General features: G+C 54.2%; 18 protein-coding genes. 12 read left to right on the top strand and 6 right to left on the bottom strand.

Going from position 1 to position 13,597, the window contains the following annotated elements; translation table 11 throughout:
- Nucleotides 1-284: 284 nt before the first annotated feature.
- Genes M8014_RS20880 through M8014_RS20870 form a run of 3 tightly spaced genes read left to right on the top strand, consistent with a single transcriptional unit; the run spans nucleotide 285 to nucleotide 1,700 of the window.
- Nucleotides 285-608 (top strand): antibiotic biosynthesis monooxygenase family protein, encoded by a 324-nt coding sequence (locus tag M8014_RS20880; protein ID WP_271284282.1) that lies wholly within the window; start codon nucleotides 285-287, stop codon nucleotides 606-608.
- Nucleotides 601-993 (top strand): amino acid-binding protein, encoded by a 393-nt coding sequence (locus tag M8014_RS20875; protein WP_271284281.1) that lies wholly within the window; start codon nucleotides 601-603, stop codon nucleotides 991-993. Before M8014_RS20880 ends, M8014_RS20875 begins: the two co-directional genes overlap by 8 nt.
- Nucleotides 990-1,700 carry an ArsR/SmtB family transcription factor gene (locus tag M8014_RS20870; RefSeq protein WP_271284280.1) on the top strand — a complete coding sequence of 237 codons (711 nt, stop codon included), beginning with the start codon at nucleotides 990-992 and terminating at the stop codon, nucleotides 1,698-1,700. The genes M8014_RS20875 and M8014_RS20870 overlap by 4 nt, the downstream gene beginning before the upstream one ends.
- Nucleotides 1,701-1,900: 200 nt before the next feature.
- Here the strand turns inward: M8014_RS20870 and M8014_RS20865 are convergent, their stop codons facing one another.
- Nucleotides 1,901-2,611 carry a class I SAM-dependent methyltransferase gene (locus M8014_RS20865; RefSeq protein ID WP_271284279.1) on the bottom strand — a complete coding sequence of 237 codons (711 nt, stop codon included), beginning with the start codon at nucleotides 2,609-2,611 and terminating at the stop codon, nucleotides 1,901-1,903.
- An 82-nt stretch (nucleotides 2,612-2,693) separates the two neighbouring features.
- On the opposite strand from M8014_RS20865, the gene M8014_RS20860 reads away from it, so the two are divergent.
- Entirely contained in the window at nucleotides 2,694-3,497 is an 804-nt protein-coding gene (locus M8014_RS20860) for a helix-turn-helix transcriptional regulator (RefSeq protein WP_271284278.1), read from the top strand.
- 357 nt (nucleotides 3,498-3,854) lie between these two features.
- Here M8014_RS20860 and M8014_RS20855 read toward each other — a convergent pair whose 3' ends face one another.
- A complete protein-coding gene (locus M8014_RS20855) occupies nucleotides 3,855-4,073 on the bottom strand; it encodes a DUF7661 family protein (RefSeq protein ID WP_271284277.1) in 219 nt (72 codons plus the stop codon).
- A 321-nt stretch (nucleotides 4,074-4,394) separates the two neighbouring features.
- Between M8014_RS20855 and M8014_RS20850 the strand changes: the two genes are divergently transcribed.
- On the top strand, nucleotides 4,395-5,777 hold the full coding sequence (locus M8014_RS20850) for a glycoside hydrolase family 28 protein (protein WP_271284276.1): 1,383 nt from the start codon (nucleotides 4,395-4,397) through the stop codon (nucleotides 5,775-5,777).
- A gap of 127 nt (nucleotides 5,778-5,904) precedes the next feature.
- Entirely contained in the window at nucleotides 5,905-6,147 is a 243-nt protein-coding gene (locus M8014_RS20845; RefSeq protein ID WP_271284275.1) for a hypothetical protein, read from the top strand.
- Between the two features lie 9 nt (nucleotides 6,148-6,156).
- On the opposite strand, the gene arsH is transcribed toward M8014_RS20845, so the two are convergent.
- A complete protein-coding gene (gene arsH / locus M8014_RS20840) occupies nucleotides 6,157-6,855 on the bottom strand; it encodes an arsenical resistance protein ArsH (protein ID WP_271284274.1) in 699 nt (232 codons plus the stop codon).
- Between the two features lie 85 nt (nucleotides 6,856-6,940).
- Between arsH and M8014_RS20835 the strand changes: the two genes are divergently transcribed.
- The 3 genes from M8014_RS20835 to arsC are packed head-to-tail and all read left to right on the top strand — an operon-like array spanning nucleotide 6,941 to nucleotide 9,039.
- Complete coding sequence (locus M8014_RS20835) at nucleotides 6,941-7,261, top strand: transcriptional regulator (protein WP_271284273.1); 321 nt, start codon at nucleotides 6,941-6,943, stop codon at nucleotides 7,259-7,261.
- A 44-nt stretch (nucleotides 7,262-7,305) separates the two neighbouring features.
- Entirely contained in the window at nucleotides 7,306-8,595 is a 1,290-nt protein-coding gene (locus M8014_RS20830; RefSeq protein ID WP_079939385.1) for an arsenic transporter, read from the top strand.
- 12 nt (nucleotides 8,596-8,607) lie between these two features.
- Complete coding sequence (gene arsC, locus M8014_RS20825; protein WP_271284272.1) at nucleotides 8,608-9,039, top strand: glutaredoxin-dependent arsenate reductase; 432 nt, start codon at nucleotides 8,608-8,610, stop codon at nucleotides 9,037-9,039.
- Nucleotides 9,040-9,072: 33 nt separating this feature from the next.
- Here arsC and M8014_RS20820 read toward each other — a convergent pair whose 3' ends face one another.
- Together M8014_RS20820 and M8014_RS20815 are read right to left on the bottom strand one after the other, a co-directional pair.
- Complete coding sequence (locus tag M8014_RS20820; protein WP_271284271.1) at nucleotides 9,073-9,402, bottom strand: hypothetical protein; 330 nt, start codon at nucleotides 9,400-9,402, stop codon at nucleotides 9,073-9,075.
- The gene (locus M8014_RS20815) at nucleotides 9,347-10,144 is read right to left on the bottom strand and encodes a DUF1593 domain-containing protein (protein WP_271284270.1); all 798 of its coding nucleotides are present in this window, start codon (nucleotides 10,142-10,144) and stop codon (nucleotides 9,347-9,349) included. The genes M8014_RS20820 and M8014_RS20815 overlap by 56 nt, the downstream gene beginning before the upstream one ends.
- 350 nt (nucleotides 10,145-10,494) lie before the next feature.
- Between M8014_RS20815 and M8014_RS20810 the strand changes: the two genes are divergently transcribed.
- A complete protein-coding gene (locus M8014_RS20810) occupies nucleotides 10,495-10,677 on the top strand; it encodes a con-10 family general stress protein (RefSeq protein ID WP_271284269.1) in 183 nt (60 codons plus the stop codon).
- Nucleotides 10,678-10,843: 166 nt separating this feature from the next.
- Here M8014_RS20810 and cybB read toward each other — a convergent pair whose 3' ends face one another.
- Entirely contained in the window at nucleotides 10,844-11,371 is a 528-nt protein-coding gene (cybB, locus tag M8014_RS20805) for a cytochrome b561 (protein ID WP_271284268.1), read from the bottom strand.
- A gap of 186 nt (nucleotides 11,372-11,557) precedes the next feature.
- Between cybB and gap the strand changes: the two genes are divergently transcribed.
- The gene (gene gap, locus M8014_RS20800; protein ID WP_271284267.1) at nucleotides 11,558-12,559 is read left to right on the top strand and encodes a type I glyceraldehyde-3-phosphate dehydrogenase; all 1,002 of its coding nucleotides are present in this window, start codon (nucleotides 11,558-11,560) and stop codon (nucleotides 12,557-12,559) included.
- A gap of 104 nt (nucleotides 12,560-12,663) precedes the next feature.
- On the top strand, nucleotides 12,664-13,590 hold the full coding sequence (locus M8014_RS20795; RefSeq protein WP_271284266.1) for an alpha/beta hydrolase: 927 nt from the start codon (nucleotides 12,664-12,666) through the stop codon (nucleotides 13,588-13,590).
- Nucleotides 13,591-13,597: the final 7 nt, after the last annotated feature.

Raw genomic sequence — 13,597 nt, 5'->3', positions numbered from 1 at the left:
CGTTGCGGAATTCTGGCGTGTGCTGTTTGCGTGGCTTCTTACTGGTTGATGCTGGTTTTGTCATGAGTCACCTCTGATTGAGAGTTTACTCACTTAGTCGCGTGTCCACTATTCGCGGGTAGGATCACACTTCTATGTTGTCCCGCCTTTCAACTTATGAGTTTGCTGTTCATCGCTTATCCATGTCGATGGCTTCGCTAACGCACAAGCATACTTCGGTGCCGACCGAAGCAGCATGCCTTCGTCATCATTAAACTGTCCGTAAATTAGCAACGGAGCGGACCATGATTGCAGTACTTTTTGAGGCAGATGCCCTGCCAGAGGCTCAGGAAAGATATCTTCAGCTCGCTTCGGAGCTGAAGCCTCTCTTATCCGACACGCCCGGCTTTATTTCAATTGAGCGTTTCCAGAGCCTGACTATGCCCGGAAAGATTCTTTCTTTGTCGTGGTGGGAAGATGAGGAGTCTGTAGCCGGATGGAAGCGAAATGTAATGCATCAGGCCGCTCAGAAAGAAGGTAAGCAGTCGATTTTTTCATTCTACAGAATACGGGTAGCCAGCGTATTCCGTGATTACTCTTCTGATAAGGGAACAAATCAGCATGTATGACATTCACGTTATTCTCAAAAATAGCCCGGGCTCACTTGGTTCACTGGGTAGTGTACTGGGTGGAAACGGAGTGGGACTTGAAGGCGGTGGCGTATTTACAGGACCTGAAGGCGGGCACGCACATTTCCTGGTTGAAGACGGCTATAAAGCACGCAAGGTGTTGACTGAAGCCGGTTTTGACGTCTGCAACGTGTGTCGTCCCCTGGTAAGAAAATTACCTCAGGAACGGCCCGGAGAGCTGGGAGAAATAGCTGACACAATTGCCCGGAACGGCATCAATATTCTGGTACAGTACAGCGATCACAGTAACCGGCTCATTCTCATTACGGATGATGATGCCCGGGCAGCCGAAGTAACCCGAAAATGGGCAATACCTTCTGAATGAACCTCGTTAAAACAAAGCGCGACAGTGAGCCAGATGATGTCCTTGAAACATCAATGGTAATGGTGGCTTCTGCGCTGTCTGACCCGTCAAGGGTAAGTATTCTGTGCGCCCTGATGGACGGGCGCGCATGGACAGCTACCGAACTTAGCGTAGTGGCTGGCATAGCAGCCTCGACAACCAGCGGGCATATGAACCGACTTCTCAGCAACGGTCTGGTCATTTGCCTGACGCAGGGGCGTCATCGCTATTACAGCCTTGCGGGCCATCACATCGCCGGACTGCTGGAAAACCTGATGGGAGTTTCCATGGGTACTTCCAAAGCCCCCATTTCCAGTACGCCGGTCTATCTGCGTTACGCACGCGCCTGCTATGACCATCTGGCAGGCGAGCTTGCTGTCAATATTTATGAATTTATGCTGCAGGAAAAATGGCTTGAAGCAGATGGCTCAGAACTGACATCAGCCGGCAAAATGCATTTTGAGAAAATGGGCGTTTTGCTTAACTCTCGCACACGACGCAAGCCCTGTTGCGGCTGTCTGGACTGGAGTGAAAGACGTTTCCATCTCGGCGGTGACGCTGGCTCAGCCCTGTTTACACTTTTCCTGCAAAAAGAATGGGTAACGCGTACACGGGGATACCGTGAAGTGAACGTAACCGATTCAGGCCGGGTTGCAATATATCGGCTGTTTAAGCTGAAGATCACCTGATCTTAAGTCATATACCGGTTGAATTGATCGGGTGACTCAAGATGCCTTCATCTGACTCTTCCATTTTACGTAAAAGGTCCGCTCCTCGCTCGCAGCAGTCCTGCAGGCGGACGATGACAACTAAAACGCTCATCCGCCAAAATACCATCAGGCCCCCGCCACAAATGCATCACTAAAGCCTGTTCCTCGGGTCGATCACTTCATCCCTGCGCACGCCGGGCCAGCCAGGCTCCCCAGAACAGGCTGGAAAAGAAGCGTACGGGATCCTCAAAGCCCGCGTCGCTAAGCAAGGCAAAAACGGCATTTTCCGACAGAGGTGGCTCTGCGCCCTGCAAAATTTTGTTCATTTTAGACTGGATCTCTTCCGCCCCCGCGCCGTTCATTCGCCAGCGATTTGCCCATGCCGCCATCAGCAAAGGTTGCGAAGCATACGCGCGATAGTTTCCCGCAACGACCAGTGGTGCGCCCGGTTTGAGACGCATGGAAATCTGGGCCAGAATATCGTGCTTCGCCTCATCTCCGGGTAGATGGTGCAGGACGCCGATCATGATGGCGGCATCAAACGCGGGGGAAGCATCCAAATCTTCGAGCGCACCGAGAACGGTTTCAACCCGGTTTGCCACCCCAGCTCCGGCTACATTCGCGCGAGCAAGTTCCAGCATCGGTTGCGAGGGGTCGACGGCGACAAAAGACCAGTGCGGCTCCAGTGTCGCAGAGGCGATGATTTCTCCAGCCGTTCCTCCGGCACCTACCACCAACACACGCGCAGGCTTTCCTTCTCCCACTGCAGCTGAGAGCATGCAGGCAGAAAGTTCGTGGCAGGCATCATATCCGGCCAGGGCAATCCGGCTTTGTTGTGCGTATTCCCCTGCGCGAGTAGCGTCGAATTTAGCGGCAGAATGTTGTGTCATGGCTTCTCCAGTCAATCGTTTAGGTCATCATATGGCGTTGAAGTAGAATAAAAGATTCACGGTAAGGGAGTTTGAGAAAAGCATGATTGAAAGTCTGAATATGCCACGAAGATATGACCGGTTGACCGCCTTCCTGAAAGCCTTCCCCCTGCGGGTGGAGCATTGCGATTCGACCACTTCGGCGAACCTTCTTACCATCGATACCAATGGCACGGGCGAACCGAGCCATTTGCTCTACCGTGCCAGATCGTCAGGCAGCTTGCCCCTCGGGGCAATGTTATGCGCTGCCGCCAGGGTTGATTTCGGCGGTAGCGCTAATCCCCTGGTCGGTGCATTGCCAGACGAGCTTTGCTTTTCCATGGACGAGATGCCGCAATTACGTAGCCTGGCAGAGCTCATCGTCGCGGAGATAGGCGTTGCCCGTTGCGGTGGCGGCACCGTGCAGACACGCCTGTGTGAGGTCGTCGTGGTGTTAGCCATTAGGCGAGCCATAGCGAGGGGAACCGTTAATGCGGGATTATTAGCGGGGCTTGCCCACCCCAGGCTGCATATGAGTCTTGTCGCTATGCACGATGATCCAGCGCGCAAGTGGCAGATCCCCGATCTCTCCACTATCGCGGGAATTTCCCGTGCGCAGTTTATTGAAGTCTTCAAGAAAACCGTCGGAGAACCACCCGGTGCGTATTTGACCCGTTGGCGTTTAGCTCTGGGGGCAGCCAATTTGCGATCCGGACGAAGCGTCAAATCAGCCGCCGCGATGGTTGGCTTTGGCAGTGCCGAGGCCTTTTCTCGCGCCTTTATGCGTAAATTCGGCTACTCACCGGGCAAGTGTAAATTAGGCGGAGATAATGACGAAGGAAGCAATCTAACACCCGGCATGGAGTAATAGCGTGCTCGATGGATTGGGTCAACGTCTTAGCGCCGATAGGTGGGCAGGAGGTTCCTCTCACCGAGGACGGCCTTGATTCTTGTGGAAAAAGAAGGTTCGCTTATAGCGGGTTCCATCCGGCCTTAAGCCAGTCCGTTTTGTGCCAGGAGCAGCCGCACTGTCTAACACAACAACATTATTTACATTACTGATGTCCGCTTCGCTCAAAGCAGCTCGTCAACTCATGTCTGCTCAAAAAACAGGCTTAGCATAGGATATTTGCCGTTTCCCGGGCAGCCCCCTTTTTCTTTGGCGTGCAGGGAGAAATACAAAAATTGAGGCTCATTTGCGAGGAACTATTGATCCCTCAATGCGTTATTCAATCCGTTTCACATCAGGATGTTTCCCGGTTGCGGCTTCGTGAAAAATATCATCCAGCCAGCCGGGGATCTCGCTTTCGGTCAGTTCGTCAGGAATGATGACCTCGTAAAGCCGGGAAAACTTTCGTTCGGTCAGGTCAACGCGGAAGACTAACCAGCGTTCATCGTCACGCTTAACCCCTATATATCGACCAAATACGTCGTAAATCATCATGACCTGCCCCACTCAGCCAGTGCGTAATTTCATGCCTTTGATCAACCCGCCCACCCTACATACAACCGCTTACGTATAGTGACCTGTGCCGACAATAACCAGAGATATAACGGACTTAAGAGGCTACTAATGACATTTGAAGAGAAAAAAAACAAGGCGCTGGCCAGCTGGAAAAACCTTATCTAATCAGACATTCGCCCAAAAATCCCGCCCAATATTTAGGCAAAATAACGACATACGGCAAAGCGTGATCCCCGCACTCACAAAATAGAAACGGCGGTGCTATTTTTACGAAACGATAAACCATAAAAGGATAACCTTATGATCTCCCGCACTCTTCCTCTGTGGGCCGCTGCTTCTGTCGTCGGTATTTTGCCGCTTCATTCTGCACAGGCGGCAAGTTCCGTTACGTTCCCCGATAAAGTCTGTGATGTTACCCAGTACGGCGCAGAGGGGCATCGACTGCAAATTGCGCTCAATACCGAGGCCATTCAAAAGGCAATTGATGACTGCGCGGCTGCGGGGGGCGGTACTGTGCTGGTGCCCAAGGGCAACTTTTTAACCAACCCGCTGTTCCTGAAGAATAATATTCAGTTAAAGCTGGAGAAAGATGCCACCCTGGTGGCCTCCACTGAAGTCGCCGCGTATCGCGCAGATGAAAAAACCAAATACGCCGAAGCGGAAAATGGCTGGCTGCCGTTTATCAGCGTCGCCGATGCACAAAACGTCGCGATTGTCGGCGAAGGCACCATCGACGGTCAGGGTGCGGTGTGGTGGGAACGCTGGCGGGAAAACATCCGCGCCACCGGCAAAAAAGGCGGTACCGATCGGCCACGACTGATCTACATCACGCGCTCGCACAACGTGCTGATCGACGGCGTCACCCTCACCCATTCGCCGAGCTTCCACGTGGTGACCCGCTACGCCCGCGATGTGGATATCAACGGCACGCGCATTCTCTCTCCATGGCATGCGCCCAACACCGACGCTATCGATCCTATCGACAGCCAGAATATTCGCATCACCAACAACTACATCGATTGCAATGACGATCATATCGCCATCAAAGCCGAAAAAGCCGACCCTCGCTTCCCGGATGGCGTGGTAGATAACATCTATATCGCCAATAACACCCTGAAACAGGGGCGCGGGATCTCCATCGGCAGCGAAAGCGCGGGCGGGGTCAATAACGTGCTGGTGGAAAACAACACCTTTGAAGGCTCGATGTACGGCATCCGTATCAAGAGCCCGCGCGGTAAAGGCGGCGAAGTGAAAAACATCGTTTACCGCAACACCAAAATGCACAACGTCGAGGTGCCGCTGGTCTTCTCTGCCTATTACAAAGCCGCGCCGATTGTCGAGGCCGAAGTCGATCAGCTGCTGAAGGCGGGCGGATTTACCCTCGGCGAGCAGATCTATCCGCCGGACAGCGATCCAAAACAGCCGTTCGACAAATACAAAACCCCGCATTTCAGTAATATCACCGTCGAGAACTTAACCTCCACCGGCGACAGCAAAGCGGCCGCCTATATTATCGGCACGCCGGAAGCTCCGCTCAGCGGTTTCCATTTTACCAACGTCAATATTGAGGCAGCCCAGGGTCTGCGTATCCGCAACGCCGAACTGGAGACCAAAGGACTGACCTTGACCGTGAAAGAGGGGCCGGCGATTAAGAAAGATGCCGGCGCGATCGTTCACGAATAAGCGTTAACAACGGCTGCGTGCGGGCAAAACGCGCGCAGTCTGTCATACATTCCAAATGCACTCAGCCCGACGCGATATCAAACTACACTAGATTCACACGGTTTGGTTTAACGCAGGGAACTGACTCATGAGCCTGATTAACAGGATCCAGCTATTTCTTTGGCGCCAGTATTTACCCTGGTTACAGCGCAATGGCGCAGAGAAAGGCACCCCTCACGACTACTATTCGGTTTTTATTCAGGACACGACCAACACCCGCTACCGGTATAAAACCTTACAAGACGATCAAAACACCCTGGTCTTGTCTGTTTTGCTCCAGGAGACAGAGGTGATTAACTGCGTTAAGCGCAGAATCAAAGGCAACGGATAGTTGACCTGGTCAGATTTTTGCCTGATTTACCCGCTCTGACAGCGCCTGATGGCTCTCTTTTCGTTCGCTGTAGCGATCGGCAAGGTAACCGGTTTGTCCCTTGAGCAGCAGCGTGATTTTAAACAACTCCTCGGCGACATCGACGATACGATCGTACCAGGATGAGGGTTTCATGCGCCCGTTCTCATCGAATTCCTGCCAGGCTTTGGCCACTGAGGACTGGTTGGGGATAGTAAACATCCGCATCCATCGGCCCAGAATGCGCATCTGATTTACAGCATTGAAAGACTGCGAACCGCCACAGACCTGCATTACTGCAAGGGTTTTTCCCTGAGAAGGTCGAACCGCGCCTTCACTTAAGGGTATCCAGTCGATCTGCGCCTTCATAACCGCGCTCATAGCCCCGTGCCGTTCCGGGGAGCTCCACACCATCCCGTCACACCATCTGACCAAACCACGTAGTTCGGTGACTTTAGGATGCGTGTCCGGGGCATCATCAGGCAGAGGTAAACCGGAGGGGTTAAAGAGTTTCACCTCCGCGCCCATCGCCGTCAGCAGGCGCCCTGCTTCCTCCGCGGCAAAGCGGCTGTAGGAACGCTCCCTAACGGAGCCATACAGGATCAGGATCCGTGGCGGCTCCTGCAGGTGGAGCCGTCCAGCGATGTGTTGATCAAAGCATTCAGTATTCAGGGCCGGAAATTGTTCCATTTTTCTCCTCCGGAGAGAACAGGTGATTTCAAAATAAATACATATGATTTACCATATGTATATTCTAAAGGGAACGGAGTGAAAAATGCTACAACCTGTTCAGCTTTTCAAAATTCTGTCGGATGAAACACGACTCGCCATCGTCATGCTTCTCCGGGAGTCCGGAGAACTGTGCGTCTGCGATATCTGCGCGGCCACCTCTGAATCGCAGCCCAAAATCTCGCGACATATGGCTATCCTTCGCGAAGCTCAGCTGGTTCTTGACCGTCGGGAAGGCAAATGGATCCACTATCGTCTGTCACCCCACATACCGGCGTGGGCAGCGGAGACAATCACGACGTCCTGGCAGTGTCTGCGTGAGGACGTGCGTGAATGGCTGGAAAAATCAGCCTGCACCTCCTGCTGAGACAGGCAAACACATTTACATAATCATATATGATGGAGTCTGAGATGCTTTTGGCAGGGAGTATATTTTTACTGACGCTGGTACTGGTGATCTGGCAGCCCAGAGGCCTGAGCATTGGCTGGAGCGCGAGTATCGGGGCTGTGCTGGCTCTGGGAACCGGTGTCATCGATATTGCTGATATTCCCGTTGTCTGGAATATCGTCTGGAACGCGACAGCGGCATTTATTGCGGTGATCATTATCAGCCTGCTGCTCGATGAGTCCGGTTTCTTTGAATGGGCAGCACTGCATGTCTCCCGCTGGGGTAACGGGCGTGGCCGCCTGCTTTTTACCTGGATAGTGTTGCTCGGTGCCGCTGTTGCTGCGTTGTTTGCCAATGACGGTGCCGCGCTTATCCTGACGCCGATTGTGATTGCGATGCTACTCGCACTGGGGTTCAGCCAGGGCACGATGCTGGCCTTTGTCATGGCCGCAGGATTTATTGCGGATACGGCCAGCCTGCCGCTCATTGTTTCTAACCTGGTGAATATCGTCTCAGCGGATTTCTTCGGTCTGGGCTTTACGCAGTACGCCTCTATTATGATCCCCGTGGATGTGGCAGCGATTGTGGCCACGCTGGTTATGCTGCATCTCTTCTTCCGTAGGGATATTCCGGCCTCGTATGACGTTTCTCTGCTGAAGTCCCCTGCCAGTGCGATAAAGGATCCGGCGACCTTCAGGGCGGGTTGGGTTGTCCTGTTATTGCTGCTTGTCGGTTTCTTTGTTCTGGAGCCGCTGGGGATCCCAGTCAGTGCGATAGCGGCTGCCGGCGCTGCAGTGCTGTTTGTGGTGGCGAAACGAGGTCATGCCATCAACACCGGGAAAGTCCTGCGCGGTGCGCCATGGCAGATTGTTATTTTCTCGCTGGGCATGTACCTGGTGGTCTATGGTCTCCGCAATGCCGGACTCACGGAGTACCTGTCTGGCGTGCTGAACCTGCTGGCAAACAAGGGGTTATGGATAGCGACGTTCGGCACCGGCTTCCTGACGGCATTTCTCTCATCAGTGATGAACAACATGCCGACGGTGCTGATTGGCGCGCTGTCAATTGACGGGAGTACGGCGACTGGCGTCGTCAAAGAGGCAATGATTTATGCCAATGTGATTGGCTGCGATTTAGGCCCCAAAATCACCCCGATTGGCAGTCTGGCAACCCTGCTGTGGCTGCATGTGCTTGCCCAGAAAAATATGACCATCACCTGGGGATATTACTTTCGTACCGGCATTGTCATGACTGTGCCCGTGCTGTTTGTCACTCTGGCCGCGCTGGCGTGGCGGCTCTCTGTCACTTTGTAATGAGATACTGATATGAGCAACATTACCATCTATCACAACCCGGCCTGTGGCACCTCGCGTAACACGCTGGAGATGATCCGTAACAGCGGCAATGAACCGACAATAATTTATTATCTCGATACGCCCCCGACCCACGATGAGCTTATTAAGCTTATTTCAGATATGGGCATTACGGTGCGTGCATTGCTGCGTAAGAATGTTGAGCCTTATGAGCAACTGGGACTTGCTGAAGACACGTTTACCGATGAGCAACTGATAGAATTTATGCTGCAATATCCCATCCTGATTAACAGGCCAATTGTTGTCACACCTGCAGGAACCCGCCTGTGCAGACCTTCAGAGGTTGTACTGGAAATCATTCCGGAGCCACAGCAAGGTGCTTTCTCGAAGGAAGAGGGTGAAAAGGTTATTGATGAAACAGGGAAGCGGGTGAAGTGTCGCTAATCCAGACCCTGAAAAGGGCCTGGATTATGCGCCTTATTTCACCGTAACAATCACCCGTCGATATGAGGTTAATGCCGGTTTGCCGTTGTCGGTGACGGCGAGGATCACGTGTTCGGTACCCGTCCGCAGCGCTTTCACGTCCGCGGTTTGCTTACCGTTTTCCCCCATCGCGAGCACGGCAGGTGCGGTGAGGTTATCTTCACCCCGGCGGCCCTGCACATCCTTAACCTCCACGGCGCTTGAGCTGGCGGCACCCGCTTCCGGGTAGAGGAACCAGTTATAGCTCAGCGTGTTGCCATCGGGATCTTTACTGCCCGCCGCGCTCAGCGAGAGTGCCTCGCCCACTTTGGCGTCGAGTTTCATGCTGTGGCGGGCGCACGATATAGCGCCCGCCCCAGCCGCCCCAGCCTGGGTTGCGCTCGCTGTTCAGGCCGTTGCGGATCAGGCCAAGGAACGCAGGGGTATCGCCTTCCATGATAAACAGATACTGCAGGTAACCTTTGCCCATCGGGCCAAGGCCTCGGATATTTTCATCCAGCCAGAGCTGCGACACGGTGGTGAAATCGGCCCCTGGCGCATTGCGATAATACTTGTCGCCGCTGATCCCGGTCCAGGTGGCACGGGCATAATCCTCGCCGTTCTGGCTGGATGGATCGACAATATAGGTGATGTGCGGATAGTGCTCGCGCACCCAGAAACCGGCATCATCCTGGTCGGAAATTGCGTAAACCACCAGATTTTTGGTCAGCGCCTGCACCGCATCTGCCGGGTGTTTTTTCGACAGATCCTGCAGGACCTGCGCCAGCGTATTTGCCCCGCCCCACAGGTTAATGAACAGCGGATGCGCCGCGTCGGTGCTCTTCTCAATCGCTTTCACCAGCAAATCGGATCCAGCGGTATTTTTTCCGTCACCGGTTGCCGCCATCCCGTAGCTCGCCAGGCCCGGCGCGACGACCGCATTCAGCGCGGCAAGGGTCGGGAACCCGGCGGCATGTTTCAACAGATTCGGTTGAACATCACCGTAGTGACCGAGCACCCGCGCGATCATATCGGTATGCACTTTTTCCCGCTGCCAGGTTGAGGTGGTCGCCACCAGTCCTTCCACGTTCATCTCATTCGCATACACATAGTTAACTGCGGAAACAAAATAAAAGAGTAAAGCGGAATTGTGTGATGCAGCTTTCATTTTCTGGCAAAAATGGCCGATCGCTGACGGCAGCGGTTAATCGCCCGAACGTGACTTGACAAATATAGTATTAGCGACAGGGTTTTCACCCATTCACTATATTTACGCCAACCCTCAGAACAGTCTGGAAAATAACTAGCACGCGGGTAATAAAAAGAGCCAACAGGCTTATTGACGTTTTTATTGCACTGGCTACATTTATTTTTGCACGGACTAAAGGGATTAATTTCCCCGCAATAAATATCATCACCAAAAACGGGAGACATGTTATGGCAAAACATCGAGGTGGTTCTGGCAATTTCGCAGAAAACCGGGAGCGTGCAGCCGAAGCAGGACGCAAGGGCGGACAGCGCAGCGGTGGCAACTTTAAGAATGACCCGCAGCGCGCATCAGAGGCCGGAAAAAAAGGGGGGCATAATAGCCACGGCGGTGGGAAAAAGCCCGAAGAGTGAGTCGTGAAATAAAGCCCGAATCTGCGAGGTTAATATGTACGACAATATCCTTTCCTGAGGCTGAGTAGTAGATTTAAGAAAACGCATGAGTCGCGTGCGTAATAATTATCGTCCTGACGATAATCTATTCGCCCGGAGTATTTCTCCGGGCATTTCTCTCAGCGGTTTAACGCTTTTTCGGCATCATGCGCAGCAGGGTGTTGTCTTTCCAGACGTAATGGTGAAGCAGCGCGGCAAAGGCGTGGATGCCGATAATAAAGTAGCCGAGGTTCGCCAGGGTGACGTGCCAGGCCTTCAGCATATCCACCAGGTCAAAATTCGACTCGGCGGCGTGCGGCATTCCCAGTCCGAAGGCAAACCAGGTGTTGCCCCGGTTATACATCATCACCAGGCCAATCAGCGGCAGCGCAATAAACAGCAGGTAGATCGCCAGGTGGCCGAGGTGGGATAAGCCGATGTACATCGGTTTCGGTTTTGGCACGATCGGCGGGGCCGGATACTTAAGCCGTACCAGCAGGCGCGCCACCATCAACACCAGAATCGCGATCCCGCAGGAAACGTGGATCATGTTAATCAGCGGGCGGTCGCTGCGTGGGAAAAAGCCGCGAAACTCCATGGCACAGTAGGCCACGATCACCAGCACGAAAACCAGCCAGTGGATACCGATTTGCAGGCCGGTGTATTTATTGCGCATAGTCATTCCTGAATGTAGAGCGTAGAAAAACTCAAAATAACCACCTTTAGTTAAAAATTCATTAAGTTTTGTCCATGCGTTTTCAAAAACTTCCTGCTAAATGAAGCATCGTCAATTGCCTCGTTGGGGTTGATGGTCTAATCCTGGAGGAGTTCAACGTCTCATACGTCCATTCAGGAGAACATCATGAGTAAGATTGGCATTAACGGTTTTGGCCGCATTGGCCGACTGGTACTTCGTCGATTACTGGAAACCCAGGACACGAACACCGTGGTGGCGATAAACGATTTAACGTCGCCGAAAGTGTTGGCCTACCTGTTAAAACACGACTCTAACTATGGCGTTTTCCCGTGGAGCGTGGACTTCACCGAAGATTCGCTGATCGTTGATGGCAAATCGATTGCGGTGTATGCCGAGAAAGAGGCCAAACATATCCCGTGGCAGGCCGCCGGGGTGGATCTGGTGGTGGAATGTACCGGGTTCTATACCTCACAGGAGAAATCCCAGGCCCATCTGGATGCCGGGGCGAAAAAAGTGCTGATCTCTGCCCCTGCCGGTGAGATGAAAACCATCGTCTTTAACGTCAACGATGACACGATCGATGCCAGCGATACCATTATCTCGGTCGCCTCCTGCACCACTAACTGTCTGGCACCCCTGGCTAAGGTGCTGCACGACGCCTTTGGCATTCGGGCGGGCACCATGACGACTATTCATGCCTATACCGGTACTCAGGCGCTGGTGGATGGCCCGCGCGGGAAGGATCTGCGCGCCTCGCGGGCGGCGGTGGAAAATATCATCCCCCACACCACCGGGGCGGCCAAAGCCATCGGGCTGGTGATCCCGGATCTGAACGGCAGGCTGAAGGGCCACGCCCAGCGCGTACCGGTAAAAACCGGCTCGGTGACCGAGCTGGTGGCGATCCTGAACAAGAAAGTCACCGTGGATGAGATCCACGCGGCGCTGAAAAAGGCGACGGAGGGCAATGACTCCTTTGGCTATACCGAGGAGGAGATTGTCTCATCGGACGTTATTGGCTCGCAGTTTGGTTCGGTGTTCGATGCCACCCAGACCGAAGTCACCGACGCGGGCGACGTACAGCTGGTGAAAACGGTCGCCTGGTACGACAACGAATACGGCTTTGTCACCCAACTGGTGCGTACCTTAGATAAATTCGCTGCCCTGTAATTTCACCGCGGACAGCCCTGCTGTCCGCAACCTGTGAATTTGTTCCGGTTTTCATTTCGTTAACCCTGATATAACAAACGCTTTCCACAAGAGGGAGCGTTATCATGGAAGCATTGAGCCGCGACATTTTAGAACAGCAGATGGCGCAAGCCGTTGCCCGTTCAGCCACTTTCCCCATCTGGCCCACCCCTGAAGCGCCAGGCGCGCATTCCAGCGATGCCGTTTTTACCCCCGAGCCACGCCACAGCGGCACCTCCGCCTTCGATCGCGCCGTCACCGGCGTGCGGGCACCCGAGGTAACCGTTTATGCGCCGGACAGACCTAACGGTATCGGTATTCTGGTCGCCCCGGGCGGTTCGTACCGTCGCGTGGTACTGGATAAAGAGGGTAGCGCGCTGGCGGCCTTCTTTAACCCGCGCGGCTATACCCTGTTTGTGATGACCTACCGCGCGCCGGGCGACGGTCATGAAGAAGGTGCCGACGCGCCGCTGGCCGACGTGCAGCGGGCGATGCGGGTCATCCGCGCCAGTGCGCAGGAGTGGAAGCTGGATCCGGCGCGTATCGGCGTGCTGGGCTTTTCCGCTGGCGGGCACGTGGCCGCCAGCCTCGGCACCCGTCACGATGAAGCGGTGTATGCCCCGCTGGACGCCGCCGACGAATTCTCCGCCCGTCCGGCGTTTATGGCGCTGGCGTATCCGGTGATCACCATGCACAGCGGGCCGCACCATCCTGGCTCACGCCACGAGCTGATGGGCGACACCCCGACCGACGCGCAGGTGCGGCACTATTCGCTGGAAGACAGAGCCACCCACGACGCGCCGCCAACCTTCCTGCTGCACGCCATCGACGATCCGGCGGTGAAGGTTGAAAACAGCCTGATGATGTTCAGCGCCCTGCGCCGCCATGGCGTACCGGTCGAGATGCATCTGTTTGAGCGAGGAAAACACGGGTTTGGCATCCGGGATGCCCAGGGATTGCCGCTGGCGGTCTGGCCGGAGTTGATGATGAACTGGATTGCGACGAAGGTATAAGGTAAAA

Origin of the sequence: Silvania hatchlandensis (genome assembly GCF_025564065.1) — a bacterium.
Taxonomy (GTDB): Bacteria; Pseudomonadota; Gammaproteobacteria; order Enterobacterales; family Enterobacteriaceae; genus Enterobacter; species Enterobacter hatchlandensis.
The sequence above is the reverse complement of the archived record's forward strand: the minus strand, read 5'-3'. Positions and strand labels throughout refer to the sequence as shown.